Source organism: Xanthobacter sp. (assembly GCF_041911315.1).
GTDB classification, from domain to species: Bacteria; Pseudomonadota; Alphaproteobacteria; order Rhizobiales; family Xanthobacteraceae; genus Xanthobacter; species Xanthobacter aminoxidans.
The window spans coordinates 13239-39690 of sequence record NZ_JAYRPE010000034.1 but is presented as its reverse complement, the minus strand read 5'-3'; the positions used below and the strand labels follow the sequence as shown (position 1 = coordinate 39690).

General features: G+C 60.4%; 31 protein-coding genes and 2 pseudogenes. 19 read left to right on the top strand and 14 right to left on the bottom strand.

From position 1 onward, the window contains the following. Positions 1 to 29 precede the first annotated feature (29 nt). Both ACE3QW_RS11190 and ACE3QW_RS11185 read left to right on the top strand, forming a co-directional pair. Positions 30 to 356, top strand: coding sequence for a conjugal transfer protein TraD (locus tag ACE3QW_RS11190; RefSeq protein ID WP_374251575.1), 327 nt, complete (start codon positions 30 to 32; stop codon positions 354 to 356). A 1-nt stretch (position 357) separates the two neighbouring features. Continuing rightward, entirely contained in the window at positions 358 to 624 is a 267-nt protein-coding gene (locus ACE3QW_RS11185) for a conjugal transfer protein TraD (RefSeq protein ID WP_374251574.1), read from the top strand. Positions 625 to 879: 255 nt separating this feature from the next. Here the strand turns inward: ACE3QW_RS11185 and ACE3QW_RS11180 are convergent, their stop codons facing one another. Both ACE3QW_RS11180 and ACE3QW_RS11175 read right to left on the bottom strand, forming a co-directional pair. After that, a complete protein-coding gene (locus ACE3QW_RS11180) occupies positions 880 to 1311 on the bottom strand; it encodes a DUF3995 domain-containing protein (protein ID WP_374251573.1) in 432 nt (143 codons plus the stop codon). A gap of 67 nt (positions 1312 to 1378) precedes the next feature. Further along, positions 1379 to 1777: a hypothetical protein gene (locus ACE3QW_RS11175; protein WP_374251572.1), complete on the bottom strand. Its 399-nt coding sequence runs from the start codon at positions 1775 to 1777 to the stop codon at positions 1379 to 1381. Between the two features lie 71 nt (positions 1778 to 1848). Here ACE3QW_RS11175 and ACE3QW_RS11170 point away from each other — a divergent pair, with 71 nt between their 5' ends. Beyond that, entirely contained in the window at positions 1849 to 2409 is a 561-nt protein-coding gene (locus tag ACE3QW_RS11170) for a TetR/AcrR family transcriptional regulator (RefSeq protein ID WP_374251571.1), read from the top strand. An 82-nt stretch (positions 2410 to 2491) separates the two neighbouring features. On the opposite strand, the pseudogene ACE3QW_RS11165 reads toward ACE3QW_RS11170, so the two are convergent. Together ACE3QW_RS11165 and ACE3QW_RS11160 are read right to left on the bottom strand one after the other, a co-directional pair. After that, positions 2492 to 2806: pseudogene (locus ACE3QW_RS11165) on the bottom strand (IS110 family transposase); the annotation flags it as partial. Positions 2807 to 2961: 155 nt separating this feature from the next. Beyond that, positions 2962 to 3924 (bottom strand): LysR family transcriptional regulator, encoded by a 963-nt coding sequence (locus ACE3QW_RS11160; protein ID WP_374251570.1) that lies wholly within the window; start codon positions 3922 to 3924, stop codon positions 2962 to 2964. A gap of 80 nt (positions 3925 to 4004) precedes the next feature. Here ACE3QW_RS11160 and lysA point away from each other — a divergent pair, with 80 nt between their 5' ends. Both lysA and ACE3QW_RS11150 read left to right on the top strand, forming a co-directional pair. After that, positions 4005 to 5276 (top strand): diaminopimelate decarboxylase, encoded by a 1272-nt coding sequence (gene lysA / locus ACE3QW_RS11155; protein WP_374251569.1) that lies wholly within the window; start codon positions 4005 to 4007, stop codon positions 5274 to 5276. A gap of 448 nt (positions 5277 to 5724) precedes the next feature. Continuing rightward, positions 5725 to 6282, top strand: a complete 558-nt coding sequence (locus ACE3QW_RS11150) for a hypothetical protein (RefSeq protein WP_374251568.1) — start codon at positions 5725 to 5727, stop codon at positions 6280 to 6282. 13 nt (positions 6283 to 6295) lie between these two features. On the opposite strand, the gene ACE3QW_RS11145 is transcribed toward ACE3QW_RS11150, so the two are convergent. Together ACE3QW_RS11145 and ACE3QW_RS11140 are read right to left on the bottom strand one after the other, a co-directional pair. Next, positions 6296 to 6907 carry an imm11 family protein gene (locus tag ACE3QW_RS11145; protein ID WP_374251567.1) on the bottom strand — a complete coding sequence of 204 codons (612 nt, stop codon included), beginning with the start codon at positions 6905 to 6907 and terminating at the stop codon, positions 6296 to 6298. A gap of 116 nt (positions 6908 to 7023) precedes the next feature. Further along, positions 7024 to 7731 carry a hypothetical protein gene (locus tag ACE3QW_RS11140; protein ID WP_374251566.1) on the bottom strand — a complete coding sequence of 236 codons (708 nt, stop codon included), beginning with the start codon at positions 7729 to 7731 and terminating at the stop codon, positions 7024 to 7026. 455 nt (positions 7732 to 8186) lie between these two features. Between ACE3QW_RS11140 and ACE3QW_RS11135 the strand changes: the two genes are divergently transcribed. Next, positions 8187 to 8795, top strand: a complete 609-nt coding sequence (locus ACE3QW_RS11135) for a hypothetical protein (RefSeq protein ID WP_374251565.1) — start codon at positions 8187 to 8189, stop codon at positions 8793 to 8795. An 87-nt stretch (positions 8796 to 8882) separates the two neighbouring features. Here ACE3QW_RS11135 and ACE3QW_RS11130 read toward each other — a convergent pair whose 3' ends face one another. Next, complete coding sequence (locus ACE3QW_RS11130; protein ID WP_374251564.1) at positions 8883 to 9866, bottom strand: LysR family transcriptional regulator; 984 nt, start codon at positions 9864 to 9866, stop codon at positions 8883 to 8885. 146 nt (positions 9867 to 10012) lie between these two features. On the opposite strand from ACE3QW_RS11130, the gene ACE3QW_RS11125 reads away from it, so the two are divergent. The 11 genes and pseudogenes from ACE3QW_RS11125 to traD form a co-directional block, all read left to right on the top strand. Further along, the gene (locus tag ACE3QW_RS11125) at positions 10013 to 10786 is read left to right on the top strand and encodes an SDR family oxidoreductase (RefSeq protein WP_374251563.1); all 774 of its coding nucleotides are present in this window, start codon (positions 10013 to 10015) and stop codon (positions 10784 to 10786) included. Positions 10787 to 10859: 73 nt separating this feature from the next. Further along, positions 10860 to 12236, top strand: a complete 1377-nt coding sequence (locus tag ACE3QW_RS11120; protein ID WP_374251562.1) for an aldehyde dehydrogenase family protein — start codon at positions 10860 to 10862, stop codon at positions 12234 to 12236. Between the two features lie 19 nt (positions 12237 to 12255). Continuing rightward, on the top strand, positions 12256 to 12516 hold the full coding sequence (locus tag ACE3QW_RS11115; protein ID WP_374251561.1) for a hypothetical protein: 261 nt from the start codon (positions 12256 to 12258) through the stop codon (positions 12514 to 12516). A gap of 6 nt (positions 12517 to 12522) precedes the next feature. Beyond that, positions 12523 to 13725 carry a low temperature requirement protein A gene (locus ACE3QW_RS11110; RefSeq protein ID WP_374251560.1) on the top strand — a complete coding sequence of 401 codons (1203 nt, stop codon included), beginning with the start codon at positions 12523 to 12525 and terminating at the stop codon, positions 13723 to 13725. A gap of 11 nt (positions 13726 to 13736) precedes the next feature. Further along, positions 13737 to 14318, top strand: coding sequence for a DUF924 family protein (locus tag ACE3QW_RS11105; RefSeq protein ID WP_374251559.1), 582 nt, complete (start codon positions 13737 to 13739; stop codon positions 14316 to 14318). 68 nt (positions 14319 to 14386) lie between these two features. Beyond that, positions 14387 to 15145, top strand: coding sequence for a type 1 glutamine amidotransferase domain-containing protein (locus ACE3QW_RS11100; protein WP_374251558.1), 759 nt, complete (start codon positions 14387 to 14389; stop codon positions 15143 to 15145). A 319-nt stretch (positions 15146 to 15464) separates the two neighbouring features. Then, positions 15465 to 15974, top strand: a complete 510-nt coding sequence (locus ACE3QW_RS11095; protein WP_374251557.1) for a hypothetical protein — start codon at positions 15465 to 15467, stop codon at positions 15972 to 15974. A 145-nt stretch (positions 15975 to 16119) separates the two neighbouring features. Beyond that, a complete protein-coding gene (locus ACE3QW_RS11090) occupies positions 16120 to 16716 on the top strand; it encodes an HdeD family acid-resistance protein (protein ID WP_374251556.1) in 597 nt (198 codons plus the stop codon). 5 nt (positions 16717 to 16721) lie between these two features. After that, positions 16722 to 17330: a hypothetical protein gene (locus ACE3QW_RS11085; RefSeq protein WP_374251555.1), complete on the top strand. Its 609-nt coding sequence runs from the start codon at positions 16722 to 16724 to the stop codon at positions 17328 to 17330. Positions 17331 to 17376: 46 nt separating this feature from the next. Beyond that, entirely contained in the window at positions 17377 to 17778 is a 402-nt protein-coding gene (locus ACE3QW_RS11080) for a lysozyme inhibitor LprI family protein (RefSeq protein WP_374251554.1), read from the top strand. Positions 17779 to 17901: 123 nt separating this feature from the next. Further along, positions 17902 to 18009 (top strand): annotated as a pseudogene (gene traD, locus ACE3QW_RS11075) (conjugal transfer protein TraD); the annotation flags it as partial. A gap of 136 nt (positions 18010 to 18145) precedes the next feature. Here traD and ACE3QW_RS11070 read toward each other — a convergent pair. The 5 genes from ACE3QW_RS11070 to ACE3QW_RS11050 all read right to left on the bottom strand — a co-directional run bounded on the left by ACE3QW_RS11070 (position 18146) and on the right by ACE3QW_RS11050 (position 22104). Next, positions 18146 to 18388 carry an FAD-dependent monooxygenase gene (locus tag ACE3QW_RS11070; protein ID WP_374251553.1) on the bottom strand — a complete coding sequence of 81 codons (243 nt, stop codon included), beginning with the start codon at positions 18386 to 18388 and terminating at the stop codon, positions 18146 to 18148. 300 nt (positions 18389 to 18688) lie between these two features. Next, the gene (locus ACE3QW_RS11065) at positions 18689 to 20125 is read right to left on the bottom strand and encodes a DHA2 family efflux MFS transporter permease subunit (RefSeq protein ID WP_374251552.1); all 1437 of its coding nucleotides are present in this window, start codon (positions 20123 to 20125) and stop codon (positions 18689 to 18691) included. Then, a complete protein-coding gene (locus ACE3QW_RS11060; protein ID WP_374251551.1) occupies positions 20109 to 20690 on the bottom strand; it encodes an isochorismatase family protein in 582 nt (193 codons plus the stop codon). The genes ACE3QW_RS11065 and ACE3QW_RS11060 overlap by 17 nt, the downstream gene beginning before the upstream one ends. 68 nt (positions 20691 to 20758) lie before the next feature. Further along, the gene (locus ACE3QW_RS11055; RefSeq protein WP_374251550.1) at positions 20759 to 21166 is read right to left on the bottom strand and encodes a MarR family winged helix-turn-helix transcriptional regulator; all 408 of its coding nucleotides are present in this window, start codon (positions 21164 to 21166) and stop codon (positions 20759 to 20761) included. Positions 21167 to 21435: 269 nt separating this feature from the next. Then, positions 21436 to 22104 carry a TetR/AcrR family transcriptional regulator gene (locus tag ACE3QW_RS11050; RefSeq protein ID WP_374251549.1) on the bottom strand — a complete coding sequence of 223 codons (669 nt, stop codon included), beginning with the start codon at positions 22102 to 22104 and terminating at the stop codon, positions 21436 to 21438. A gap of 82 nt (positions 22105 to 22186) precedes the next feature. Between ACE3QW_RS11050 and ACE3QW_RS11045 the strand changes: the two genes are divergently transcribed. Continuing rightward, entirely contained in the window at positions 22187 to 23329 is a 1143-nt protein-coding gene (locus ACE3QW_RS11045; protein ID WP_374251548.1) for an FAD-dependent oxidoreductase, read from the top strand. 118 nt (positions 23330 to 23447) lie between these two features. Here ACE3QW_RS11045 and ACE3QW_RS11040 read toward each other — a convergent pair whose 3' ends face one another. Beyond that, positions 23448 to 24380, bottom strand: a complete 933-nt coding sequence (locus tag ACE3QW_RS11040; protein ID WP_374251547.1) for an ATP-binding protein — start codon at positions 24378 to 24380, stop codon at positions 23448 to 23450. Positions 24381 to 24385: 5 nt separating this feature from the next. Beyond that, complete coding sequence (locus ACE3QW_RS11035; protein WP_374251546.1) at positions 24386 to 25306, bottom strand: DMT family transporter; 921 nt, start codon at positions 25304 to 25306, stop codon at positions 24386 to 24388. A 95-nt stretch (positions 25307 to 25401) separates the two neighbouring features. Between ACE3QW_RS11035 and ACE3QW_RS11030 the strand changes: the two genes are divergently transcribed. Continuing rightward, positions 25402 to 26175 carry a helix-turn-helix transcriptional regulator gene (locus tag ACE3QW_RS11030; RefSeq protein WP_374251545.1) on the top strand — a complete coding sequence of 258 codons (774 nt, stop codon included), beginning with the start codon at positions 25402 to 25404 and terminating at the stop codon, positions 26173 to 26175. Positions 26176 to 26452: the final 277 nt, after the last annotated feature.

The following is a 26452-nucleotide window of genomic DNA, read 5'->3' as shown; positions in this document are numbered from 1 at the left end:
GCAACAGACGAAGACGATGGAGACGATACATGCGTAAACCACGCGACTACGATTCCGAACTGAAGGCGCTTGAGGACAAGGCGAGAGAACTCAAGACGCGCAAGGTGCAACAGCTTGGCGAACTGGTGATCGCCACCGGGGCGGACAGCCTCAGCACCGAGGAACTGGCGGGCGCGCTGGTCGCCATTGCCGAAAACAAAGAGGCCGGAAGGAGGGAGGCATGGGCCAAGCGCGGCGCGGCGTTCTTTCAGGGACGGGCGCGGCGATCTGCATCAACGCCTGACCGCAACGCTGGCGGGGCTCCGACGCAACCGGGCGGCGCGCAACCGGCATCAGGCAGCACGGGCGCGGCATGACATGCGCACATGGCAGGTCGAGCGCCGCAAGCGCACGAAACACCTGATCGAGCTTGGCGGTCTCGTCATCAAATCCGGCGTTGTGGACCTGACCGGCGACGACCGCGCCACTATCCTCGGCGCGCTGATCTGGATGGCCGACAAGCTCAAGAGCGACGACGCCGAGCGCGCCAAAACGCTCTGGGCCGGAAAGGGGAAAGAGGCGTTCGCAGCGGAACGTCCAGCGGACGCGCACGACAAGCCGGAGCCGCCGCAGGATCGGGCGTGACCGATGGCAGACAGCGCGGGCGTTCTTCCATCTTGCCATTCGTGCACCTCGTTCAAATCGAGGTGCATACTGACAAAAACGGTGCGGTTAAAAATCGATCTTTTGTCGCCGAAAACGCTGTCCCGCTATTTGATGGAATCAATTCTAGTGGGCTTGGCGCATTGTCCTGTCGACCTGAAGCGGAGTTGGCGCTTCTGCCGCGCGTACGGCACCCGAGAGGTTGCGGTATCTGACTAGACAGAACACGGACCTTACTCACAAGAGCAACAGCGTGATGAAGCCTGCCCCTAAAGCCAAGCATAGTGGAGCATAGATGTTGCGGTCTAGTGTCGCGAAGGGCTCCTCGGCCTGCATGCGCCACAACGGGGGCGTAAAGCTGGCGATTCCGCGAACGAGTAAGATGATCGCTAGTCCAACGACTGCGGCCTGTTGAAACAAGGGTGGCAGCAAGGCCGGAAGGATCGCGACCTGCGCGAGTGCAATGAGGCCGGCAACTAAAATAAGGAGGGCTACAATCAGGGTTAGGCCTCGTGACGGCATTTTGGTGATGCCCCTGGACCCCACAACCATTCGCGTCAGCGAGAGTTCATCATGGCCGGGCCATAGGCCGCCGAAAGCCCAGTAAGCGTGAAGAGCGGCGACGATTGTAAGAGTAATAAATATCAACAATGCTAATGCAGTTGCCATTATTCACTCGCTTTCAAAGTGACGGCCCGTAGCAATAAATATTCGTGGCCTTGTAAGGGCGCCGCTGTCATGCGCGGACTTTCACCCCAATCAACGCCAAGGCCGAAATCAGCACGAAAGCGCTCCACTGCGGCGTCGCGAGCAGCGATCCGAGATAGCCGAGCCCGTAGCCAAAGAACAGCGTGGCATACGCAACATATTGACCGACGACGATCCAGATTATCGCCTTCCGGATGTCGGAGCGAAACGCCGCGGTAAGCAGAGCGATGCTGTTAATGACAAGAATAGCTGTCGTCGCGTGCCAGATGACTGAGACGTAGGTTTTCAGGATGATTGGTAGATCAGCAGCCAGCAATGTGTCGTGAACTTCGGGGCCGCCCGCGAAGACATGCGCGGCAGCTGTGACGAATGACAGGATGCTTGAGAAAAGTATCCACAGATTCATTGCCTTCATTTTCGTGCCCAATCGCTTTCCATACGGTGGCGTATGTACGTAATCGCTTGCTCCGAGTCAATACGGTGGCGTATGGTTTGACGATGGCATCCAAGGAAACACTCACCGGGGAAGACTGGATCAGGGCGGCTTTTCGCGCATTGAACTCAGGCGGCCTGCAGGCCATCAGAGCCGAGGCGATAGCGCGCGACCTCAAGGTCAGCAAGGGATCCTTCTACTGGCATTTCAAGGATGTGCCTTCTCTGAAGGCCGAGATGCTGAAGCATTGGGCGGAGCGCGGAACGCGAGAAATCATCAATGAGATCGAGGCGACGAGAGAGGCGCCTGCGGAACGGTTGCGGCTGCTGATGATGGCGGCGACGAGCGAACGGAGCTCAAACTATGGCGGAGAGGCCGTCGAAGGCGCCATACGGGAATGGGCGCGCCACGACAGCAATGCCGAGGCCGCACTCAAGTCCGTGGATGGACGGCGGATCGCATACCTTGGCAAGTTGTTCGAGGAATGCGGCCTTCCAAAAGATCGCAGCAGAACCAGCGCCCATCTCTTATATGGCGGCCTCATCGGGCTTACGACGCTCGGAACCGAAAAGACTGGTGATCTTCAGGACGATATGCTCGCTCTTTTGAGACTGCTGCTTGGTTGATCCGACCCTACAACAATCAACAATCCTGTGCGCAGTGCTGAGCAATTTCCCGGAACCACGAGGCGATCAAGCGCAACAGAGTGCATCCGTCGCTTTGCGCCACCATCTTCACCACGAGATCGTGTGGCCGGCAGTATTCCTTCCACAGCGCCGCGCGCGCCGTCAGCATCGCCTCCATCAGGTCGGCCGTGAACGGATCGTCGGCGACCGCTTCCCTCACGGCCGCGTCGAACTTGGCGCGCCCCGTGCCGCCGAGCCTGATCCCGAACGCCTTCAGCGAATGGCGGATGGCGTTCTCCAGATCGAGGAACTTGCGCTTGAGGTTGCGTCGGTGCGTCAAAAGCAGGCGCATCCGGTAGCAGCTCTGCGTCTTCACATGAGCGCGGCGGAACCAGCCCGCAGTGCTGCGTGCACTGGTGCAGGGCAGCGCCGAGCGCACGCTGGGCATGACCGGCTTGTCGCTGCTGGACGGCGCGTCCTAGGTCTACATGGTCGACGTGATGACCGGCACCCCGCGCCAGGCCGGCTGAAGCCTTCTTCGCGGCGGGCCCGTCAAGCCGGCCGCCGCGAAGCGCGGCGCGAACCGTCGCCCCATGCGCGCGCCACCGCCTGGCCCAGCGCCGCGCATTCGGCCGCCAGCGCGACCTGGAAGCGCGCTACCAGCGGGTTGCCCGGCCGATGCGCCGGCCGCACCGCGAACACCCGGAACGGAATCTGGAATGCCAGCGGCCGCGCCACGATGCCCGCGCCCTCGCCCGCCAGTGCCAGGGCGGTCAGCGGGTTGACGATGGCCAGCCCCAAGCCGTGGCGCACCATCGCGCAGACAGCCACCGCGTTGTCGGTCTCCACCGCCAGCCGGCGGTCGACGCCGGCCTCGGCGAACACCTTGTCCACCCCTTGCCGGTAGCGGTCGCGCGGGTGGAAGCTGACGAACGCATGGCCGGCGAAGTCGGAGGCCGCCAGCCGGCGCCGCGCCGCCAGCGGATGGCCGGCAGGCAGCACCGCCACCTCGTCGAGTTCCAGCAGCAGCGAGGCCTGCGCGCCGGCCAGCGTGCCGTCGTGCTCGGCCACGCCCAGGTCATGCCCCTGCGCCGCCAGGCGCTCTTCCAGCAGCGGCGACTCGTACGGATTGACCGACACGCTGACGCCCGCGTGCGCCGCCTGGAAACGCGCGCAGGCGCCGGGCAGCAAGGCGTGCGCAAAAGCCGGCAGGCAAGCTAGCGACAACTGCCCCTGCGTGAACTGGCGCAGCCGCAGCGCGGTGTCGGCCACGCGCTCCAGCCCGGCGTAGGAGCGCTGCACCTCCTCGAACAACGCATACGCCTGCGCCGTGGGCTGCAGCCGCCCGCGCACGCGGTCGAACAGCGCCAGGCGCAGCAGCGACTCCATGCGCGACAGCTCGCGGCTGACGGTGGGCTGCGAGGTGGACAGCGCCGCGGCCGCACCGGTGACGCTGCCGGCGGTCATCACCGCGCGGAAGACCTCGACGTGGCGGTGGGTTAGCGAAGAGAGCATTCGCCAACCATATCAGATTCGTAAGAGATTGCTAAATCAAAGCATTGGACGGATATGGCTTCGGCGGGCACCATGGCGCCATGACGACGCTGCAACACCCGGCCCCCGCCACCTTCACGCCCGAACGCCTGCGTGCGCTGGCCGCCGCGCACGCGACGCCGCTGTGGGTCTACGACGCCGGCACCATCCGCGCCCGCGTCGAGCGCCTGCGCCGGTTCGACACCGTGCGCTTCGCGCAGAAGGCCTGCTCCAACACGCACCTGCTGCGGCTGATGCGGGGCCTGGGCGTGCAGGTGGACGCGGTCTCCGGCGGCGAGATCGAGCGCGCGCTGCACGCCGGCTACGATGCCCGCGACGAACACGCCGGCATCGTGTTCACCGCCGACGTGATCGACCGCGCCACGCTGGCGCTGGTGGCCGCGCATGGCATCCCGGTCAACGCCGGCTCGGTGGCGATGCTCGATCAGCTCGGCGCGCACCTGGGCCAGCACGCCGCCGGCCATCGCGTGTGGCTGCGCATCAACCCCGGCTTCGGCCACGGCCATAGCCGCAAGACCAACACCGGCGGCGAGCACAGCAAGCACGGCATCTGGCCGGCCGACATCCCGGCCGCGCTAGAGGCCGTCGCCCGCCACGGCCTGCGGCTGGTGGGCCTGCACATGCACATCGGCTCGGGCGTGGACTACGGCCACCTGGCGCAGGTGTGCGATGCGATGGTGCAGCACGTGCGCGAGGTCGTCGCGCGCGGCCACGACGTCAGTGCCATCTCGGCCGGCGGCGGGCTGTCCGTCCCCTACCGCGCCGGCGACGCCGTCGTCGACACCGACCACTACTTCAACCTGTGGGACGACGCGCGCCGCCGCCTGGCCGACGAGCTGGGCCACCCGCTGCGCCTGGAAATCGAGCCCGGCAGCTTCCTCGTCGCCGAGGCCGGCGCGCTGCTGGCCGAGGTGCGCGCCGTCAAGGACATGGGCGGCAACCACTTCGTGCTGTGCGACGCTGGCTTCAACGACTTGGTGCGCCCCGCGATGTACGGCGGCCACCACGCGATCAGCCTCGTCGCGGACGCGGCCGGGCGGGACGCGCCGCGACTCAGCGTGGTCGCCGGCCCGCTGTGCGAATCGGGCGACGTGTTCACGCAGGACGCCGGCGGGGTGGTGCAAGCCCGCGCGCTGCCGCCGGCCGAAGTCGGCGACCTGCTGGTGTTCCACGACGCCGGGGCCTACGGCGCCTCGATGAGTTCGAACTACAACACGCGGCCGCTGGCGGCCGAGGTGCTGGTCGATGGCGACGTGTCGCGCCTGCTCCGGCGGCGGCAGACGGTGGCGGAGCTGATCGCGCTCGAGGATTGAGCCCCATACCTTTAAGGTCTTTTTGGGGTCGTTTGCAGGAGAGGGCGAAATCCTACGATAACGACCATGCGTATGAGCAACGTTGATTGCGACACGGGTTCTGAAACAGGAATTCCCTTCTTTTCGGGAAACTTCAGACTTGTACCGCAAACCGTCGTTTGTGATGCACTGGCTGCGGGCCGTTGATTTATCGCCCTTTTCGGCCAAGCGTAGGATTTCGCCCTCTCCTGCAAACGACCCCAATTTCGACCATAAGTTTCCCTACACATTATTTCGATCGCAAATGTCCCGGGTTTTGAATCGGTTTTGCGCCTGATATTTGCTCCGTCGCAGAATATGGATTTCCGCGACGGATGGAAGCCAAGCACTGAGCGCCCCGACCCAAAGTCTCAAGCGCATCCGAAGGTCCGACAGGCGCAAGTCACGAGAGGGCTATGGCGTAAACGAATTGCCCGCCTTCATCGTTCGCGGTCCCCGTGACGCCTTGCGCCAGGGTCACGATCGGTCGCGATCGGTCGCGAATGTCACTCGCAAAACCCCAGCTTTTGCGAGCGAGTTTTGCGAAAGGAATCATCGAGCGATTTCAGCGCTCGCCGCCATACCGGCAAAAAGTCAGGATTTTTGCGACGTCGGCAGCGGATTCCGGGTCAAACTGCCTCAAGAGGCAAGACTTACGAAATCAGAAAGGAGCGCGAGCTATATTGCCGCTGAAGCAAATATCGGAGGAGAGAGCATGGTTTTGCGGGCGACCGGCACGTTGGAATGGGTCAGCGAACTCGCGTCAGGTAACCCAACGGATATTGATACGCTCCACTTACTTGCTTCTCAGGTAGCAACTGCGATTTCAGTGCTTGCGAACGAATTTAATGAGGCATTGAAAGACGAGCGTGATCCGACCCGCCAAAAGGAATTGGAGGAACAGCTACTCACACGGTTCGAACCGTTGAATCGTGAGTTGGAGCGGTTGCTGGAAATAAAACGCCGGCTACAGGCACAGACACTCTAATTGGGTTGGCCCGCTAGATTTCGGGATGCAGTGACATATTCTCGAATAGGCGAATGTCTGCCCGCTTCAAGGCCACGAATAGCTCCTCGGAGACCAGCGGCCATTTCCATGCCATGTGTGGGTCCATCCAAATGTGAGTGTCGCCCATGCGAGCCTTGTCGAAGGTGAATGTCCCGCCTGGCTGCGGGTCCCATAGCCCGCTTCGACCTGCTGTAATCCACGTCACAGTCGTTTTCTCGCGGACAACAGCATCGAGCAGAACGGTCGTAAAGAAGAAAAAGTAAGAGCCGGCCGGTGACCCATCGCTCCAAAAGCACTCAATCGGAAAAGTTTGAATTTCCTTCTGAAACCGTTCAATCACATCGAGGAAACGTTGATTGACAAGGAACATATGGTACTGATTGGAGAAATCAGGAATCTTCCTCTTGCGCCCTTTCAAGCGCAATTTTGTCGGCATGTGCTGACTCGATACTGGCGCTCCGCCCGCGAACCCCGATTGTGGACGATATAACTGCAACTCGACCGGCACCGGCTCCTCGAACGCAATCTTGTCCGGGTCGCCGTCGAGTGCGTCGGAACCGTAGTGGTACAGTCCTGAGTCCTTAGGTACCAAGAAACGAGCCATGCTTCAGAGGCCTTCTCGAATAGTTAATTCAGGATTTCCGCGACAGGCGGCGATTTCGGACGCCAACTCGAAACCCGTCCATGCCGGATAGGTTACTGATCGGCGCATGGCTGAGGTCATTTTCTAAGGGTATCGAAGTCGATCAGATTTGCGGGGCCGATGGGCGGTATATCGGCCCCATTGAGCGGAAACCATCCGACCTGTCGCGATAGCCATGGCAGGATTTTTCTTATGCCCCACGTCACTGCGTCATCGGTAATTTCAATTGTCACGCGCGCGAGTCCAACGCCGGGACCAAAACTCTTCGCCAAGTCGGCTGGATCGACGAGTTCGGCCGTCGTTGGATCGTTGATATCGCGAAAGCGCAGGAAACGCGGATAGAGCTTTTGCGGTAGAACGGTCGGATCGCGACCTCTCGCCGCCAGGACCCGCTTGAACGAATCGGGCGACCAATAATCATCAACACTCTCGCCGGGAAGCCTTTGGCGGAGAAGTTTTAGTGGGATGATGCCGGTATCGTTCGGCTCCTCGCTACGCTGGTAGCCCAGGATCGCAAACAAAAACTGTCCGCCGCCGAGGTCAATAGCCGTCGCCTCGCCTTGAAGCGTTAGATGAAATAGCGCGCCGCCCCAGCCGCCCGAAAAGAGATTCTTGCGCCAGGAGACACCGACGACAGAAGAACCGGAAACCTCGCCCCTAGGAGTCGTCACTGTCACCGTCAACTTCTGCTTCCAAGCATGGGTCGGATAGTTGAATTTCCACCACATGACCAGTGCCACAGCAAAAGCGGTTAGGATCAATAACGCTTTTCCCAACCGGTTCATGCAGTGACCTCCGCCGTTCTACTTCCAAGCGATTGTATCGGGCAGGCGTGAAGCTTCCGTCACCTCTCGTCTAACAACGCGATCACGTGGAGGGGTGTCGCGAAAATCCCGATTAAAGCGAGAATTTCGCGCCTGATTTTCAATCCGTCGCAGAGTATGGATTTTCGCGACATAATCCAGTGGCTGCCGCCGTGTGGCCCCGCTTCAGGAGAGGGCCAAAGCGCAAACGTATTGCCCGTCTTCATCGTTCACGGTCCGTCGACTACCGCCGATTGCACGCTATAGCCCGCTAAGAAGGCAGCATTGCGAAAGACCGTTCCCGATTGGCTCAGTATATCTCAGAGGCGAACGCGCACACGGTGGCAAAGGGGCTAACCGGGGTTCGGGGCGGAATATGCAAGCAGACGCCGGAATATTTACCAACTTGCGGGACTGTAATCGAAAAAGGAGACCTCATGGTAATCCACGACAATTTCGTCGAAATCCTGCCGGGCTTTCTCATCGATCCAGTTTTGAAGCTTCGTGTCCACTTTTCCGGCGAAAGCGGCCTCGAACCGTACCAAGCGCTAATAGATGTATGCTTCGATCCGGAGATCGAACCGGATCGGCTTCTGGTGCCTCCGTCAGAGGAAGACCGCAGAATTTGGTTGATGTCGCCGCTTACGGCTCACCTTGTTGATGCGCCCACAATATTTCAATCCCGTCGATATGAGCAGCTTCAGCGCGTCTTGGTACATTGGTGGGTCAACGGGGATCGAATTAAATACAAGATTCAAAATGATGCCGCTTCGTTCAAACTAAAGTCCAAGATCATTGAAGACAGGCATTTGCTGGCAATCTCCGACTGTTGGCGCGACACCCTTCTGTACGCGATCTGCTCGGCTTCTCGGCTAACAGCATTGAATGGCTATGACTTTCGTTCGCCGGAGTTTGCTGTCCTGAAATCAGCAGAAGTTTGGATACGTAGCGAAGTGCTCGCCGACTTCTTCAACCTTTCGCTTAGTGAATTCATGTTGCCCGAACCCGGCTGGGTCATCCTAACATCGCGGGAGATCGTGCGATGACAGTCCCCACAGCGTGCATCACGAGAGGGCTATAGCGTAGGAGTATTGCCCGTTATCATCGTTCACGGTCCGCCAAATTGGCTAATTTTACAATTTAAAAGAACCGTTTAGCCGCCGATTTCCCTCTATTCCCGCATATGCGCTGTCGACATTTACCTCAGTGACCGCTTCTTCCTGAAGCTTGCGCCTCAGCAACTCTTCGAGCCAGTCGGCGAACACCTGTAATCGGCGAGATAGGTGCTGCCGATGCGGATAGAGCAACGTCATCGGCATGGATTCCGCACGATAACGCGGCATGATCTCGACCAGTTGGCCCGCCTCTACATGGAGGCGCACATCATAGGCCGGGATCTGGATCAGGCCGAGGCCGGCGAGACAACAGGCGATATAGGCCTCAGCACTGTTGACGGTGACGCGGCCTCTCAGCGGCAGAGTTCGCACCGCACCGTCTTCGACCCACTCCCAATCCTCGACCCGGCCGCTGGAGGGCGACGCATAGTTGACGGCCCAATGGTCGCCCAGGTCATCCGGCGATTGTGGTGCTCCGTTCCGCTTCAGATAGGCAGGGCTTGCAACATTGATCAGCGGCAGCTTTCCGATCGGCCGCGCGATCAGGCCGGAATCGCTGAGCGGCCCGACGCGCAGCACGCAGTCGACGCTGTCCTCGACCAGGTTGACGGCCCGATCGGTCACGCCGAGATCGATGTCGATCTGGGGATAGCGGTCAAGGAACTCAGGCAACGCCGGGGCAATGATGAGCCGCCCGATCCGACCGGGAACGTCGATCCTGATCCGGCCCGATGGCTGTGCCGCCGTCTGGCGGAACAGGTTCTCCGTGTCCTCGACATCAGCGATAACCTGCTGGCATCGCGCATAGAAGGCTGCTCCGTCCTGGGTCGGAGATACTTTGCGCGTGGTGCGATGAAGCAGCCGCGCGCCGACACGGCCTTCCAGCTCCTGAACCGCAGCCGAGACGGACGATCGAGGAATGCCGAGCGTGTCGGCGGCACGGGTAAAGCTCGCGCATTCGACGACGCGGGAGAAGATGCGGAACAGGTCTATGCGATCCAAGTGGTCGACACCCTAATTGCACGGATTTTCTGACAAGTGATGTCAGAACGATCGTCTTTATCGTGCAATCCTAGACGGTATTGTCGTCTTCAGGAAGCGGCCCCGACATCGATGAGGTCGCGCAGCCGGCAAAAGGAGGCCGCCCCATGACCGATCACAGCATCAAAGGCAAAACCGTCATCATCGCCGGCGGGGCGAAGAATCTTGGCGGACTGATCGCCCGCGATCTCGCCGCGCACGGCGCAAAGGCGATCGCGATCCACTACAACAGCGCAGCCAGCAAAGCCGATGCCGACGCAACTGTCGCCGCGGTGAAGGCGGCCGGAGCCGAGGCCGTGGCCTTCCAGGCGAACCTGACGACGGCTGGCGCGACCGAGAAGCTGTTCACCGATGCCGTCGCGGCGATCGGCCGACCGGATATCGCCATCAACACCGTCGGCAAGGTGCTGAAGAAGCCGATGGTCGAGATCTCGGAAGCCGAATATGACGAGATGACCGCGGTCAATTCGAAGGCGGCTTTTTTCTTCCTTAAGGAGGCCGGCAAGCACGTCAACGACAATGGCAAGGTCTTGACCGTGGTCACCTCGCTGCTCGGCGCTTTCACGCCTTTCTACGCCGCTTATGCCGGCACCAAGGCGCCGGTCGAGCATTTCACGCGGGCGGCGTCCAAGGAGTTTGGTGAGCGCGGCATCTCGGTGACGGCGATCGGCCCCGGCCCGATGGACACGCCGTTCTTCTATCCGGCCGAGGGCGCGGATGCGGTCGCCTATCACAAGACGGCGGCAGCCCTGTCGAAGTTCTCCAAGACCGGCCTGACCGACATCGAGGACATCGTCCCCTACATCCGCTTCATGGTGTCGGACGGTTGGTGGATGACCGGCCAGACCATCCTCGTCAACGGCGGCTACACCACGAAGTGAAGCTGCGGCGCCCCGGCAGGCCTGCCATTGCCGGGGCGCTTCTCTTCACGTCGGAAATTGAAAGGATGTCGCGATGACCAATCCGTTCCAGTCCATGCTCGACGCCCAGCGCGAACATTTCCTGAGCGATGCAACCAAGAGCCATGAATGGCGCATCGACCAGCTCGACCGCATGGAGCGGATGCTCACCGACAACAAGGATGCGCTCTGCGCGGCGCTTCACGAGGATTTCGGCAAGCCGCCCTTCGAGCAACTGTTCGAGATCACAGTGCCGATGGGCGTGATCCGTTATTACCGCGAGAACCTGAAGGCGCTGATGGCGCCGGAGCCGGTGAAGATTCCGGATGGCCTCGAAGCGACCGGCAATCGGGGCGCCATCTACAAGGAGCCCTACGGCGTCACGCTGGTGATCGGGCCGTTCAACGCGCCGATCCTGCTGCTGCTCGACCCGGCCATCGCCGCGCTCGCCGCCGGCAACACGGTGATCCTCAAGCCCGCCAACACCACGCCGCGCACGGCAGCGCTGCTGGCGGATCTGGTGCCGCGCTACTTCGCGCCTGAGAACGTCAGCATCGTCACGGGCGGGCGCGAACAGATCTCGGCGCTGCTGGAGCTGCCGTTCGACTTCATCTTCTTCACAGGCTCATCGGCGGTCGGCAAGGTGGTGATGCGCGCCGCCGCCGAGCATCTGACGCCGGTCCTGCTCGAACTCGGCGGACAGAACCCGACCATTGTCGATGCCACTGCCAATCTCGACATCGCCGCCGACCGCATAGCCTGGGGGCACAACGCGATCTCCGGCCAATGGTGCATCGCGCCGGGCTATGTCTGCGTGCATGAAAGCGTCGCCGACAGCTTTATCGCCAAGCTCAGGGCGTCAATCGTGAAGATGTATGGCGACGATGCGAGCCGGAGCCCGGATTTCGCGCGGATGATCAGCGCGCACGATGCGGAGCGGGTCGCCTCCTACATCCTGCCCGAGAAGGTCGTGCATGGCGGGCGCTTCGATGTCGAGGCGCGCTATGTCGAGCCCACCATCCTCTATCCCTCCGACTGGGCTGACCCGGCTCTGCAACAGGAGGTGTTCGGCCCCGTCCTGCCGGTGCTGGTCTATTCCGACCTGAAGGCGACGATCGACATCATCAAGCGTAAGCCCAAGCCGCTCGCCGCTTATATCTTCAGCAAGGACCAGGGGACGATCGATCTGGTTCTGGCAAGCCTCTCCTTCGGCGGCGGCTGTATCAACCAGACCAACCTGCATTGCTGGATCGACAGCCTGCCCTTCGGCGGCGTCGGCAACAGCGGCATGGGCAAATATTACGGCAAGGCCGGCTTCGACGCGCTCAGCAACACCAAGGCCATGCTGATCGGCAATCCCGATGTCGAGCTGGATGTCTTCCCGCCCTATGCGGGCAAGGACATCGCGAAGAACCTGAGCGTGTTTTCCTGAGGGGGATCGATCGATGCACATGGCGATGGTGATTGGCGGCGGTCTCGTCCTGCTCGGCCTGTTCCTGCTGTTCGGCAAGCTCTGGGGCGGCGTCGATCCCGATCTCGCCATGGCCGCCAAGCTCTTCATCCCGGCCTGGCTCATCGTCTCACTCGTCAATATGTGGGTGGGCGTGACGAAGGCCGGCTATTCGGTGCGCGACGAGCTGCCGATCCTGCTCGTCGTTTTCCTTGTGCCGGCAGTGGTGGCCGGTCTCGCCGTCTGGCGGCTGGCGCGGTGATGAGCCATGTCTGATCACGCGACCGCCCATCACCCGCTGTTGCGCCGCCGCGACGGCCATCATGCGAGGGTCAGCTTCGCCGAGCTGTTCTTCGACCTCGTCTATGTGTTCGCGGTCACCCAGCTTAGCCACGAGCTTCTGACCAATCTGACGCTCACAGGCGTCTTCCAGACGCTGGTCCTGTGGTTCGCGGTGTGGCTCGGCTGGCAATATACCTGCTGGGTCACCAACTGGTTCGATCCCGAGACCCCGCGCATTCGTTCGCTGCTCTTTGCGGTGATGCTGGCGGGCCTCGTCATGGCCGCCGCCATCCCCGGCGCCTTCGGCGAAAGGGGACTCGTCTTTGCGCTCGCCTATGTCGCGATCCAGGTGGGGCGGACAGCTTATATCGTCGTCGAGCTCGGTAAGGACCATCCTCTCGCAGCCAATTATCGCCGCATGCTCGGATGGGTCACGATCGCGGCTGTGTTCTGGATCACAGGCGCCTTCCTGGAAGGCTGGTCCCGCGCGGCGCTGTGGGCTGTCGCGGTGCTGTGCGAATACATCTCGCCGATGTTCGGCTTTGCTCTTCCGGGCCTCGGCCGCTCCAGAACCAGCGACTGGACCATCGAGGGCGGGCATCTCGCCGAGCGCTGCCAGCTCTTCGTGATCGTCGCGCTTGGCGAGACCGTGCTCGCCACCGGGGCGACGCTGGCTCGATCGGACAGCTGGGACGCGGCCATTCTATCCGCGATGCTCGCCACCTTCCTTGGCACGCTCGCCATGTGGTGGCTGTATTTCGGGACGTCGAGCGAGGACGCGACCGGGACCATCACGCGCTCCGAAGATCCGGGACGCATCGGCGCCTATTTCCACTATCTCCACGCTATCCTTGTCGCCGGCATCATCGCCACCGCCGTCGGCAACGATCTCGTTCTCGCCCATCCGCACGATGCCGTGAAGACCTCCTATGCGCTGGTCCTGTCCGCCGGACCGGCGATCTACCTGCTCGGCAGCGCCATCTACAAGAAGGTCGTCTACGGCGTCGTACCCACCTCGCATATCGCCGGCGTTGCCGTACTGGCGGCTCTAGTTCCGCTCGCATCCCAAATGGACCTGCTCACCATCGGCTGGTCGACCACCATCTTCATGCTGGCGGTGAGCTTCTGGGAAGGGCGTCTGCTACGAAAGCGCCGCGCGGACTGGGCCGGGCCGAAGGTGGCGCATTGAGGTGGGGCGTCATGCGTATCCCCGTGACCGCGGTAGCTCCGCAGTCGACGCCGGCCACGCCAGCGGATGCGAGCGCCGTCGTCGCGTTCTGGGCGGCTTCGTCCACGCACTGGTTCGACAAGGACACCGGCTTCGATCAGGCATTCCGCGAGCGTTTCCTCGGTCTGCACATGGACGTCGCGGCCCGCAAGCACGACGGCTGGATGGCGTCCTCCGACGGCGCGCTCGCTCTCCTGATCCTGACCGACCAGTTCCCGCGCAACGCCTTTCGTGGCACCGGCCACATGTACGCGACCGATCCGTTGGCCCGGCTCTATGCCCGTCAGGCGCTCGAAGCAGGGCATATGGACGATGTCGAGCCGGAGATGCGCCTGTTCTTCTGCCTGCCTTTCGCGCATTCGGAAGCCATGGCTGATCAGGACATCTCCGTGCGCCTGAACGGACAACTCGGCCAGCCCTGGCTGGATCACGCCGAGGGACATCGCGACATCATCCGCCGTTTCGGGCGGTTTCCGCACCGCAATCCGATGCTCGGCCGCATCACGACGCCGGAGGAGCAGGCCTTTCTGAATGGAGGCGGCTTCGCGGGATAGCCGGCCAAATCACTGATCATGGCGCAACGACGCGTCGAGCCACACGACCAACTAAGAGGATCTTAAACATGCCCGCATCGGACCTGAAAGTCGAAACCCGCATAGGCACGAAGCGCAAGCCGCGCCGAATCCTTTCCATCGTCTCCAACACGACCAAGCTGAAGGGCTTTCCGGTCGGCTTCTTCGCCGAGGAGATGACACGGGCTTTCCTGATGTTCACCGAAGCCGGACATCATGTGGACCTGGCCTCGCCCAAGGGCGGCGAGGTGATGTTTGACACGCATAGCGATCCCCGCACGCCGGGCGGCGCCTATGCCGACGATCTCATCAGCCTGGGCTTCGTCCATCATGCAAAGTTCGGAGCGCTGTTGAAGAACACGCTTCCGATCAGTGCGATCAATGTCGACGACTATGACGCGGTTTGGGTCGCCGGCGGCGGTGGGCCACTCCTGACCTTCAGGGACGACACCGCGCTGCATGCGCTGATCGCGTCCTTCTATGAGAAGGGGAAGATCGTCACCCTGATCTGCCACGGCTCCTGCCTGCTCCTGTGGACCCGGCTTTCCGACGGCAAGCTCCTGGCCGAGGGCAAGAAATGGACCGGCTTCACCGATGAAGAGGAAGAGGCCGTAAACGTCGCCTTCGGCATGACGCTGAACGAGCACACCATTCAGAGCGAAGCGGCCGGAATCGCCGGTACCACTTTTCTGTGCCGGGGCGTGAACGAGCCTTACGCCATTCGCGATGGCCGCCTCATCACAGGCCAACAGCAATATAGCAGTGGGATAACCGCCGAATTGGTGCTGGAAGCGCTCGACGAAGATTGAGCGTCGAAATCGCTATCTTATCAGCGGGAATCTGAATCAGGCCGAGGCCAGCGAGGCAGCATGAGATACAAGAGCTTGACCCGAAACTCATGTTTTCTGGGTAAAGCCTTTGATAAGGGGTGCTGCTGTGAGGAGGATGAAGAGGATCGCGGTGGAGGGCTGACGCTCATCCGAGGCCGCGGTTCGCCAAATCAACCTTTCGAGTCACGCTCTCAGCAGCCGCCTCCGGTGCGCAGAAGCCGCGATAGCGCGTTTTTGATAAAGCAATAAACAATCCATCCTCAAATCCATAAAAGAACGATGCCTCTGGAGAGCTATAATGCTCAATACGCCGGCCTTTGCTGCAGTGCTCTTCAGCACACTGAGGCAAATTGGAGAGATTCTGCTTCTGATCGGCTTAAGTGGCGAAGTCGCTCTTCTGGTTCTGAAAATTACGAAAGGCGCATGGGAGAAAGGATTGGCGATCACATTCGCCGTCCTGGTCCTGATCGGCTGCGGTCTGGAATGGTGGGCCGACAGCCCGCGGACACTCAGCGTCGCATCCCGACAGCGGTTGGCCAATGCCCTCAGGGACTATCAAGGCACTCCATTCGATTTTTCGGTCGAGCTTGATCCCGAGGCGGTCGATTTGATGGAAACCATCGGACAGGCGCTCGGTGATGCTGGTTGGAAGAGACAGGCAGTCGCGCAGGGCCATGGCTTTGTTCCGCCAGGACAACCCGCGTCTGGCCTCATCGTGCTCAAAGGGATTGAAGTGCAGATCACTCATTCGCGTCAGGCAGAGTGGGGGGCCGACGGCAAGCCGGCGCCGCCCTGTTACGGGCCATGAGGAACGAAGGATTGACGGCCGTCGCCAAAGAAGTTCCGGATCAACACCAAAGCGGCGGCGCGATTCACATCATGGTTGGCGCCAAGCCATAGGGCGCTTTCGCAGCGCTCACCACATCGTGTGACAACTCTCGAAGAAGCAGTTCATGATTCGATTGGTTCTTCTCTTGCTGGGCGTCCGTCCCTTGAGGACATACTGGTGGACTTTAGCAGCGCTCTCGGTTTTATGTCTCGTTCTCGGCGTCATCTTCATCGCCGATATTTTTAACACCGCGGTTGTTATCACGACCGACATCATTGGCGTGCTGTTCGTCATCGAGGGCGTGGTTCGGCTATCCGCGTTGGCTGCGATTGGATTTCCGAATGCCACGACCTCCGTCCTCAAGGCTCTCTTCTTTTTCGCTCTCGGCTTCATGGCCATCGACATGCCGTGGGATGATAATATCGTCGCCACCGCCGTGCTCGGCAGCGCTCTCATTCTTGACGGTCTTTTTCGCTGCGCGGCGGCTGTGGTCATCCGTTCCGTGCGTTGGCGCCATACGGTGCTGGTTCGTCGGCCCCAGCACGGCTGGCATCTCCATGAACTTTACGATGCATGGCTTGCCTTACTTCGCCGCCATCATGTGTATCGCCTTCACGATCCTGGCCGTTTCTCGGAAAAGCGGCGCGTGAAGTCTCCGCTTGAGCATTTTTCCGCATGCCAACTCGAAGGTGTATGGCGCCATGAAATGAGGGAACACTAATTCCTATGAATGGCACTGATACTTTGAATCAAAGCCACGAGGTTTTCGTTCATATTCGTATCATCATTGGCATGATACTGGCCCTGAGCGTTTCACGCCTTGTGATTGGCGTCACGCAATTCATTCAACATCCCGGAAAAGAAAGAATAAACCTGCTCCATCTTGGCTGGGCATTTTTCGTATTCCTGTCCATCATCTATTTCTGGTGGTTTGAATTTGCGCTGTATAAAATCCAGGTATGGACGTTCGAAGAGTATCTCCTGCTCATCTGCTACGCAGTTGCGTTCGTTATGCTAGCGGCCATCATTTTTCCGGACAATGTGGGCAGCCACACGGGCCTCAAAGAATATTTCTGGACGCGACGGAATGTTTTCTACGCTCTCCTTCTGATTTTATTTCTGATTGATGGTTTCGATACGATGATGAAAGGGCCTGCTTACTATCTGAGCGCGTATGGTTGGTATTATCCAGTGAGACAGGCTTTGCTCATCAGCGGCACAATAGGAGCCCTCCTATCGGCTTCCAAACGCTATCATTTGTTGTTTGTCGTTTTCGCGCTGGTATTCCAGATTGCCTGGATCGGGAGCTTTTTCAGCGTGATGGGCTCGAAATAGATGGTTCATTTACAAAACAATTTGTAGCCTCGACGGAGGGCAATCCATGAAGTTCGCAATTCTCGCCACCATGGTCGCTTTGGCCATGCCTTCCATTGCGCTTGCGGCGGACAAATGTGCCGATCCGCAGGACCAGGCGACGATGAATGAGTGCGCGGATGCTTCCTTCAAAGCGAATGACAAGAAGCTCAACGCGCTGTACAGGCAAATCGAAACTCGCCTGAAGGATGATCCCGAAACGATCAAGCTGCTTGTTCAGGCGCAGCGGGACTGGGTGAAGTTCCGCGACGCGGAGTGTGCGTTCCGGACGTCTGGCGGAGGAAGCGCGGCGCCAATGGTCGCGGCGCTGTGCGCGAATGGCCTGACGCAGTCCCGCCTCAAGGACTTTGAACGCTATCTCATGTGCGAGGAAGGCGACATGAGTTGTCCGGTTCCGGCGGGCAACTGATGGGCCTTATTCAGTTCTTTTCGGACATGCCCAACGCTATTTCGTTGACCGAGATTGGGTGCAACCTGCCATTTGCAGAAGCCTCATATAAAATACCTGCGTGAGGTCACATCGTCAAAGCCGGTGGATCTGACCGGCGATCATCGCGCTACCATCCTCGGCGCGCTGCTCTGGATGGCGGACAAGCTCAAAAGCGATCAGGCCAAACAGGCCCGCGCTCTAGCGCTCTAGCTAAGAGCCGGTTTTCCGCTTCACCATTTCGCCCAGCACCGCGACGCCTTCCACGTTCACGGCAAAGGCACGGCGCCAGAGGTCGATCGGAGTCTCGCGAAGGGGCTTCTCGGTAGAAATTCCCGCCGCGCAGATGTCAGACTCTCCACGCGGCCCGTCGCAGCCTTACGCCGGGTGGGTTTTCTAGAATTTGGTCGGCGATCCCGACAGCTCGATAGAATTCTATCGTATGTTCGGTGAAGCCAGTGGCGCGGGGATGCAGCGAACTGCCACGATGTTTCTCGACGACGATGTCGGGAACACCGCGCCATGAAAGAAAAAGCGATTGCGAAAGCCCGACGAGGCTGCCGCCAATGATCAATACGGGAGTGCGTATCACGGTTGTGCGTCCTTGTGTTGTCGTGCCGGAGCACGGTCAAGGACGTGAGTCGAAATTCGTCGACGACTTCGCGATAGCGGCGTGACAGCTAAGGAAACTTCCGCTCAAGAAACCCGACGAGAAAACGGCACACCTCCGCCTTCGCCGTGGTCCGCGACCCTACCGGGTTGGAATTACACTCTCCTCATACGAGGAAAGTTGACCGAGGCTCACCACGCCGGTCCACCTTTTTCGACGCGTGATGAACATAGGCATTGAAGACGCGGCGGTAAAGGTGCCCGTTGCTCGACCTCAGCCGTCTCAAGCGCCATCGCGGGACGCCACGTCATCCAGCCGGATCGGTAACCTGACCGCCGCCAGAAAGGTCAGAGCGTGGAGGATGCAGAGCATCAGGAACCCTCCCGCAAAGGCCTGCGAAACCGCGATGTCTGTACCGTGTGATCCCAGTTCCCATGACAGCAGGGTCGCACAGAGTGTCGTCATTGTCGGACCGCCAAGGCGTTGCACGATGTTGGCCGACGTCGTTGCCATGGGTAGGTCCCGCCGTCGAACCGAAGCATAAGCCGCGGTCAGCGAGGGCAGCCCGACGGCCCCCTGACCCATGCCACGGAAGAATAGTGCTGCAAGCAGCACGGCCAGATCGAACCCGTGCAACGCGAGATACAGAAAGGGCAATGTGGAGGCGAACGCCAGCAGCGCGCCTCCGGCGGACACGCGCCGGATACCAAACCGATCCGTTAGCGTTCCCATCAGCGGATAGGTGACCATCATTCCGAGCCCGAGCGGGGCAAGCATCCAGCCCATTTCGGTTGGAGCGCGGTCACAGGCCTGGATCAGGAAAGCCGGAATGAGCATCTGGCCGGCGAAGAGGGCGCCGTTCGACAAAAACTGGGTGACGGCAGCAGTCGAAAACACCTTGTTTCCGAACAGCCGCAGGTCGACCAGCGCATGATCGCCTCTTCGCCGAGCCCACCAGAGGAAAACGGCGATCATCACGATGCCTGCCATGAAAACCGAACGGCCCACGGACTGATCCGTTCGTTCCGAACCATAGAGAAACAGTGCAAGCCCCGGAGAGAGAAGAGCGAGACCGAGCCAGTCCAGGTTCCGACGCGTGGTCTCCGGTCCGTCTCGAGGCAGGAACAGCACCGCCAGTAGGAAAGCGAGCAAACCCACCGGAAGATTGACGAGAAACAGCCAACGCCAGGATGCGTATTGCAGAATGGCGCCGGCAAGGACCGGCCCAAGGATCGGCGCCAGGAGTACGGGCAGCGAGATATAGCCCGCAACACGCGCCATCTGGTTGCCGGCGGCCCGTGCGACCATCATCTGCGCCATGGGTGCGAGGAGGCCGCCGCTGATGCCCTGCAGCACACGAAATCCGATCAGTGAACCCGCCGACCATGCAAGACCACACAGGGTCGAGGACAGGGTGAAGGCCGCGAAGCACCAGAGGTACAGCGCCCTTGCGCCGATGCGGTCAACGAGCCATCCGTTGAGCGGCAGGATCAGGGTGAGCGCGAGAAGGTAGCCGCTCGTGACCCACTGGATCGTCGAGAAGCTGGTGTTCAGGTCCGCGCTCAGATTGGACAGAGAAACGTTGACGATGGTGGCGTCGAGTTGCGAGAGCAGTCCACCGAACAACGCAACGGCACAAATCTTCCAGACCGAAGGGTCGAGCCTGCCGCCGTCTGCATTGCTCGGCCCGATCGCTTCGTCTTCATCCCTCGTTGACATGCACTTGTCGCCCAGAGTCGATGAGTCCGATGATCTCTTGTGCCGTTCCGGTCTCACCGAGGCGGGGAAAGATCCGCTCCAGACTATTGGCGTGCGCTTCGGCGCTCACATCCGTCATGGCATCGACGACGAGCGTGACATTGAGGCCGAGCTCATGCGCCTGCCGTGCAGTCGACTCGACGCCAATGCTCGTTGCCACACCGCAGACGACAACCTGCGTCGCGCCCGATGACTCGAGATAGGACTGCAAATCCGTTCCGGTGAAGGCACCCCAGGTCCGCTTCGATACGAGGTGATCGCTCGGCTGGACATTCAGCTCCTGCATCAACTCTGCGAAATCGGGCGGGAACGCGCCGCTGGGATGCCCATGCTCTGTCCTGCCTGGCGCAACGCCAGTGACGTTGACAAGCACGACGGGAAGGTCGTGGGCGCGAAATGCCGCCGCCATATCGCCTGCCCTCTTCGCCACCTCGCCGACGGGGTGCGAACAAGGAAATGCCGCAATGCCTTTCTGAAGATCGACGATTATGAGGGCCGTTCGGGAGTCAAGTTTGGTCACAGGCATCTCTGCCTCCATTCTGGTTCGGATTTGATTGGCCTCGGCGCCAGATCGGCTGCCGCTTCGAACGGAATTCAGGATTCCCCGATCCGCCGGATGAAGGGGATCGCTGCGGCCAATATCTGCAGTTCTTCCGGGTCGAGCTTGCCGACCGCAGCCATCAGCCAGTCATGTTTGGCGCTCTGGCGCTGACGTCTTTCCTCGATACCCTTCTTGGTCAGCGCGAACAGGACCTGCCGCCCGTCCGTCGGATGGGGCTGACGCTTGACGAGACCTTCGCTTTCAAGACTCGCCAACACGCTTCCCATTGACTGGGGCTTCATCGACTCGAGCCGCGCGAGATCGGCGGTCGTCGTGGGGCCGCCCTGTTCGAGACGCGCCAGCGCGCTCATCTGAGAAAGGTTGAGCTCGCTCGGATTGGCCTCGGTGCGCAGTCGTCGCAGAAACTGCCCGATCGCGAGCCGAAGGTCAGAGACGACCATTTCTGTTGTAGGATCTGGGTGCGCAGCCATGAGAGGAGCATACACAATCAAAGACAATCTTGCAAGACAAACTTCCAAGATTGTCTTGGTAAAATATGATCGAGGCGAGTTCTGAGCCCGCTACCCGTACTCGCGCACGGGACAGGTGGCCCACCCGAGCAAGCCGATAGCGCGGCCCGTTTGTCTGTTGCGGCTTCTGGTTCCGGCCGAATGCATGATGATGAATTAGCTGCCGAACGGCAGCGTTTGAACCACGTCGGGAGCACACTTCATCTCAAGCAGGCACCGGACAGGATGAGGTCAATGCCGGCAAGGAACTGCCGTCGATCTTCATGATCGCGCAGTTGTGCTGCCACCCGGCGTATGAATGGACGTCGCCCGGGATTGTCCTGTATCCATCGTTCGGCGACCGATTCCAGGAACGTCTCACGGTCAACACCTCCGGGATGTCGGGTGGCATTGATCGCGTTTTGGCTGGCGGTGCCGAGAATGTAGCTTGTGAGCGCGGAAGCGCAGTCGAATTCCGCATCGGCCGCAACGCCCAGCGGTTCAAGCTGCTCGCCGATGCGTTCGAAGATTTCTCCAATGGCCCGATGCCACGGCTCCTGGGACAAATGGCTGCCCACCCAGGGATGAGCATCGATTGCGTCGAATACCGCAAGCGCAACGGCGCGGATAGCGGGCGCGGGTTCGTCTACTTTGGGCAAGTCGGACAGGGTGCGGGCAAGCACATCTGCAGTTGCGTCTGTAAGGAGGGTATTCCGGTCGGCGACATGCCAGTAGAGCGCCCCACTGCCTGTGGCTAGGCGCGTCGCCAGCGTCCGGAAGGTCAGGGCGGCCTCTCCGCCAGCGTCCAGGATCTCGATCGCGGCGTGGACCACTTTCATCTTGGTAAGCGCATCTGCGCGTCGCGTGGTTTGGCGAGGTGTCTTGGGCATAACGCAATCCTATTACGACTGGAACAATGTTCCAAGGCATGATAGATGGAACGCTGTTCCAATGCTCTCGGAGGCAAAAATCATGTCCAAATCCGTCGCCATCGTCGGAGCTGGCCTGGGCGGACTGACGCTGGCCCGCGTACTCCACCTGCACGGAATTCCGGCCACGCTGTATGAGGCGGAGCCCTCCGCGTCAGCCCGCAGCCAGGGCGGACAGCTCGACATCCATGAGCACGACGGACAACGCGCACTCAAGGTAGCCGGCCTGATGGACGAGTTCCGCACGATCATTCACAAAGGTGGCGAGGCTACTCGCGCGCTCGACCAACATGGCAAGGTGCTGCTCGATCAACCCGACGAAGGTGACGGTGGGCGACCTGAGGTGCTGCGGGGCGACCTGCGGAGGCTTCTCATCAACTCCCTGCCTCCCGGGACCATTCGATGGGGATGGAAGCTCGACGAGGTCAAGTCGCTTGGCGGCGGACGCCATGCACTCATTTTTACCAATGGCTCAACGACAGAGACTGACGTACTTGTGGGGGCCGACGGCGCCTGGTCAAAGGTGCGGCCACTGCTCTCGGACGCAAAACCTGCATACACAGGTGTGACGTTCGTCGAGACTTACCTGCACGATGTCGACGAGCGCTTCCCTGCAACGGCTGAAGCGGTAGGTGTCGGGGGGATGTTTGCGCTCGCACCTGGTAAGGGGATCGTGGCGCACCGCGAGGCGGGGGCGACTATCCACACCTACGTCCAACTGATGCGTCCCACTTCCTGGTTCGCGGGCATCGATTTCAGCAACACTGATGACGCAAAGGCGCGGATTGCTGCGGAGTTCGAAGGTTGGGCTCCAGCGCTTACCGCATTGATCACTGGCGGCGACACAGCGCCAATTCTTCGGCCGATCAATGCGCTGCCCTCAGGTCACCGGTGGGATCGCAAGCCGGGTGTGACTCTCCTCGGCGATGCCGCGCATTTGTCGCCTCCGGCTGGCGATGGCGCGAACCTAGCCATGCTCGACGGGGCAGAACTTGGCGAAGTCATAGTCGCCCACCCGAACGATATTGAGGACGCGCTGACCGCTTACGAGGCGGCGATGTTCGCGCGCAGTGCGACCGCAGCCGCGGATGCGCACGAAATCGTGGATCTCTGCCTTGGCGAGCGGGCACCGTTCAGTCTCGTCGAATTCCTCACTGCTGCCGGCTCAATCGCGGACCCAAAGTAGGATTACTAATAATCCGCGGAACTTTGCTGTGCCACTTCGTTGCCTCGATAGTTCAGGCATGGCATGCCCGCCTTGCGGCTTCATAGTGCACACTGTTCACGTCGAGCACTGCAGCATTTCAATCAGTTGCGGCAGCCTCAGCGTTGATAGGTGGGAGAGCCAAACGATCGCCTGTCTTCTGAACTCGTGGATTCGTAGGCAGGCTCTGGATAAATTGCCAAGCTGTCCGGCCGGATCGCGAACCGCGTTGCATCGCCCATTCAAGCGCGCGGCGCGCTAAGTCGTCAATCTCAAAGGCAAGTCCAAGGTGTTCCGCGTAGCTCAGAACCATGTCGAGATAGCCTTCCTGGTCGACATTGTGAAACCCGAGCCACAAGCCAAAACGATCCGAGAGGGATATTTTCTCTTCCACCGCTTCACCGGGGTTGATAGCGGTGGCTTGCTCGTTCTCGATCATGTCGCGGGCAAGCAGGTGCCGCCGGTTGGACGTGGCATAGAAGATGACGTTTTCCGGTCGCCCCGCGAGGCCTCCGTCAAGAACCGCCTTTAGCGACTTGTACGCCGCCTCCCCCGCGTCGAACGAAAGATCATCGCAGAATAGGATAAATCGTTGTTTCTTGGCCACTTCCAGCAATGCCAGCAATTCAGGCAGAGTTCCTATATCGTCACGCTGGATTTCAACCAGCGCCATCGGGCCATGTGCTTTCGGAAGTTCATTGTTCACGGCAGCATGGACCGCTTTGACTAGGGATGATTTTCCCGTGCCGCGCGCACCCCATAACAAGGCGTTGTTGGCCTGCTCTCCACGTGCAAAGCGCCTTGTGTTGTCGAGCAGGATTTCCCGTTGGCTGTCCACCCGTTTGAGCAGATCAACGTCGATCCGCGAGATGCGTGAGATGGGCTTTAGTCGCGTTTCGCCAGACAGCCACAAATAGCCTTCGGCGATAGCTTCGAGACCGGATGGGCGGGACGGAGGCGCGAGACGCTCCAGCGCCTCCGCGATCCGCAGAAGAACATCCCGGTTGTCATGTTTGGTGGCGACGCTCTCCATCTTCGTTAGTCCGCGATCTCGGGGACGACGGGAGGCGCGCCACGCAGGGGACGGCGGAACATTTCAGCACAAGCCACGCCGACAAGCGCGATGCCGCCACCGATGACATGATATGCCCTGACAGGCTCTCCCAGCAGAACGATTGCTCCGATGGCAGCGAGGATGGGCAACAGATACATGAAGAGGGCGCAGCGGCTTGGCCCGAGGATGTGGACGCCACGGACCCAGAAGAACGGAAGAACGACCGAAGCCAACCCGCCTGCATAGGCGATCAACGGCAGGGTCTCGGCGTTCAACGACCGCATGGACGCAGGCGTCGCAAGGAAGGCAGGAAACATGATCGCGAGCGCGCAGAGCGCCTGCATGTATGTTGATTGCCAGCCAGTGACTGGCAGATTCCAGCGTTTCAACAATACACCGTAGAGCGCATAGACGGCCGCCGCGACGAACATCAGGGGATCGCCGAGGTGGACGCCGTTTCGTGCAATCGCAGCGGGATCACCGCCGCTGATCAGGTAAATGAGACCGATCAGGGACAGGATGCCGCCGGCGACCACGCCAACCGTGGGCGTATCCTTCAATAGAATCGCGCTCAATGCCACCGTCAGCAATGGTGTCAGCGCCGTGAATACGGCCATGTTCGTCGCCGTCGTCGTTTCCGCGGCGAGATACGAGAGGCTCTGAAACAGGCACATCGCCAGAAAGCCGAGGATCGCGAGCTGGCCAAGATAGGTCCAGATAACGGCACGGCTACGCCACGCTGGTACGGCTACGAACGTGCTCATCAGAAGCACCGCGAGCAGCAGACGGTAGAAGGTGATCGCTTCCGGCCCGATAGCGTGGGCGGACATCCTGGAGACGATGACGTTTCCCGACCACAGAACGATAGCCAGGAATGGATACAGATAGGCAAGTTTGGTTTTCATTTCCGATCATCTTACTCCCGTCTTGAAGGGCAAAATTACCGCTCTCGCCATCGTCCGTATTGCTCCAATATGACCACAACTGTAGAATTTGGGACATGATGGACGACCTCACCCGCAAGCATCTGAAATTTCACGACACGCGTTGCGCAATGGTCGCGATGGAGGTCGACTATCCGGATGGCATGACGACGGGTTGGCACGCGCATCCGCGCGGCCAACTCCTCTACGCGATCGAGGGCGTCATGATCGTGCGGTCGGAGGAGGGATTTTGGGTCGTGCCGCCGAGCCGGGCACTATGGCTGGCGGCCGGCCTGGAACACGACGTTAAGATGTCGGGTCAGGTCAAGATCAGAACCATTTTCGTCGACACCGCGAAGATCCAGCGCTTTCCCACGAGAAGCTCTGTGATCGAGGTTTCCCCGCTGCTTCGCGAGCTCATCGTCGCGGCTGTTCAGATACCGCTCGATTACCGGGAGGGAGGGAGGGATGGCCGCCTCATGGGTTTGCTTGCGGATGAGGTGCGCGTGTCAGGCGTATTGCCGCTACATCTTCCGTTACCGGTTGAGAAGCGCGTCAAACTCATCTGCGAGGAAATCAAGGCGAACCCCGCCGACACCTCGACAGCCGGGGACTGGGCCAAGCGCTTGAATGTAACAGCCAAGACGGTTCACCGGCTTTTTGCCAAGGAAACGGGCATGACCTTCGCGCAGTGGCGCGAGCAGGCCCGCCTGTTGTTTGCGCTCCAGAGATTGGCAAGTGACGAGCGCGTCATTGATGTTGCATTCGATTGTGGATACGCAAGCCAGAGCGCCTTTACCGCCATGTTCCGACGGCATTTCGGGATACCGCCGTCGGCATTTTATCGCTAGTGGTCAGATTCAGTCGGATGGTTCCCTTCGGATTGGCTCGAATTCGCCATTTTTGGCGACATTGCAGGGATTCATCCGTTGCGATCTGACCACTAGTGGGCGGCCAATCTACTGCCACCGCCACAATTAAAGCCCCGCTTGTCTCTTCCGCGCCAACTGATACGACGATAAACCGCCTTGCAAGATACAGATGATCTCACGGCCGGGCTTGTGGCCGACAATCGGCTTCAAGGGGCAAGGGTGACGCAGCTTCCGAACCCACGTGAAGCCATGGTAT

Coding starts and splice junctions, on each gene's coding strand:
- ACE3QW_RS11190 (WP_374251575.1), top strand. CDS start 30: ATGCGTAAACCACGCGACTACGATTCCGAACTGAAGGCGCTTGAGGAC.
- ACE3QW_RS11120 (WP_374251562.1), top strand. CDS start 10,860: ATGACCAATCCGTTCCAGTCCATGCTCGACGCCCAGCGCGAACATTTC.
- ACE3QW_RS11085 (WP_374251555.1), top strand. CDS start 16,722: ATGAATGGCACTGATACTTTGAATCAAAGCCACGAGGTTTTCGTTCAT.
- ACE3QW_RS11160 (WP_374251570.1), bottom strand. CDS start 3,924: ATGCTCTCTTCGCTAACCCACCGCCACGTCGAGGTCTTCCGCGCGGTG.
- ACE3QW_RS11145 (WP_374251567.1), bottom strand. CDS start 6,907: ATGGCTCGTTTCTTGGTACCTAAGGACTCAGGACTGTACCACTACGGT.
- ACE3QW_RS11055 (WP_374251550.1), bottom strand. CDS start 21,166: ATGGTCGTCTCTGACCTTCGGCTCGCGATCGGGCAGTTTCTGCGACGA.
- ACE3QW_RS11170 (WP_374251571.1), top strand. CDS start 1,849: ATGGCATCCAAGGAAACACTCACCGGGGAAGACTGGATCAGGGCGGCT.
- ACE3QW_RS11045 (WP_374251548.1), top strand. CDS start 22,187: ATGTCCAAATCCGTCGCCATCGTCGGAGCTGGCCTGGGCGGACTGACG.
- ACE3QW_RS11080 (WP_374251554.1), top strand. CDS start 17,377: ATGAAGTTCGCAATTCTCGCCACCATGGTCGCTTTGGCCATGCCTTCC.
- ACE3QW_RS11185 (WP_374251574.1), top strand. CDS start 358: ATGCGCACATGGCAGGTCGAGCGCCGCAAGCGCACGAAACACCTGATC.
- ACE3QW_RS11115 (WP_374251561.1), top strand. CDS start 12,256: ATGGCGATGGTGATTGGCGGCGGTCTCGTCCTGCTCGGCCTGTTCCTG.
- ACE3QW_RS11030 (WP_374251545.1), top strand. CDS start 25,402: ATGATGGACGACCTCACCCGCAAGCATCTGAAATTTCACGACACGCGT.
- ACE3QW_RS11060 (WP_374251551.1), bottom strand. CDS start 20,690: ATGCCTGTGACCAAACTTGACTCCCGAACGGCCCTCATAATCGTCGAT.
- ACE3QW_RS11100 (WP_374251558.1), top strand. CDS start 14,387: ATGCCCGCATCGGACCTGAAAGTCGAAACCCGCATAGGCACGAAGCGC.
- ACE3QW_RS11090 (WP_374251556.1), top strand. CDS start 16,120: ATGATTCGATTGGTTCTTCTCTTGCTGGGCGTCCGTCCCTTGAGGACA.
- ACE3QW_RS11050 (WP_374251549.1), bottom strand. CDS start 22,104: ATGCCCAAGACACCTCGCCAAACCACGCGACGCGCAGATGCGCTTACC.
- ACE3QW_RS11180 (WP_374251573.1), bottom strand. CDS start 1,311: ATGGCAACTGCATTAGCATTGTTGATATTTATTACTCTTACAATCGTC.
- ACE3QW_RS11105 (WP_374251559.1), top strand. CDS start 13,737: ATGCGTATCCCCGTGACCGCGGTAGCTCCGCAGTCGACGCCGGCCACG.
- ACE3QW_RS11125 (WP_374251563.1), top strand. CDS start 10,013: ATGACCGATCACAGCATCAAAGGCAAAACCGTCATCATCGCCGGCGGG.
- ACE3QW_RS11035 (WP_374251546.1), bottom strand. CDS start 25,306: ATGAAAACCAAACTTGCCTATCTGTATCCATTCCTGGCTATCGTTCTG.
- ACE3QW_RS11095 (WP_374251557.1), top strand. CDS start 15,465: ATGCTCAATACGCCGGCCTTTGCTGCAGTGCTCTTCAGCACACTGAGG.
- ACE3QW_RS11065 (WP_374251552.1), bottom strand. CDS start 20,125: ATGTCAACGAGGGATGAAGACGAAGCGATCGGGCCGAGCAATGCAGAC.
- ACE3QW_RS11110 (WP_374251560.1), top strand. CDS start 12,523: ATGTCTGATCACGCGACCGCCCATCACCCGCTGTTGCGCCGCCGCGAC.
- ACE3QW_RS11040 (WP_374251547.1), bottom strand. CDS start 24,380: ATGGAGAGCGTCGCCACCAAACATGACAACCGGGATGTTCTTCTGCGG.
- lysA (WP_374251569.1), top strand. CDS start 4,005: ATGACGACGCTGCAACACCCGGCCCCCGCCACCTTCACGCCCGAACGC.
- ACE3QW_RS11135 (WP_374251565.1), top strand. CDS start 8,187: ATGGTAATCCACGACAATTTCGTCGAAATCCTGCCGGGCTTTCTCATC.
- ACE3QW_RS11140 (WP_374251566.1), bottom strand. CDS start 7,731: ATGAACCGGTTGGGAAAAGCGTTATTGATCCTAACCGCTTTTGCTGTG.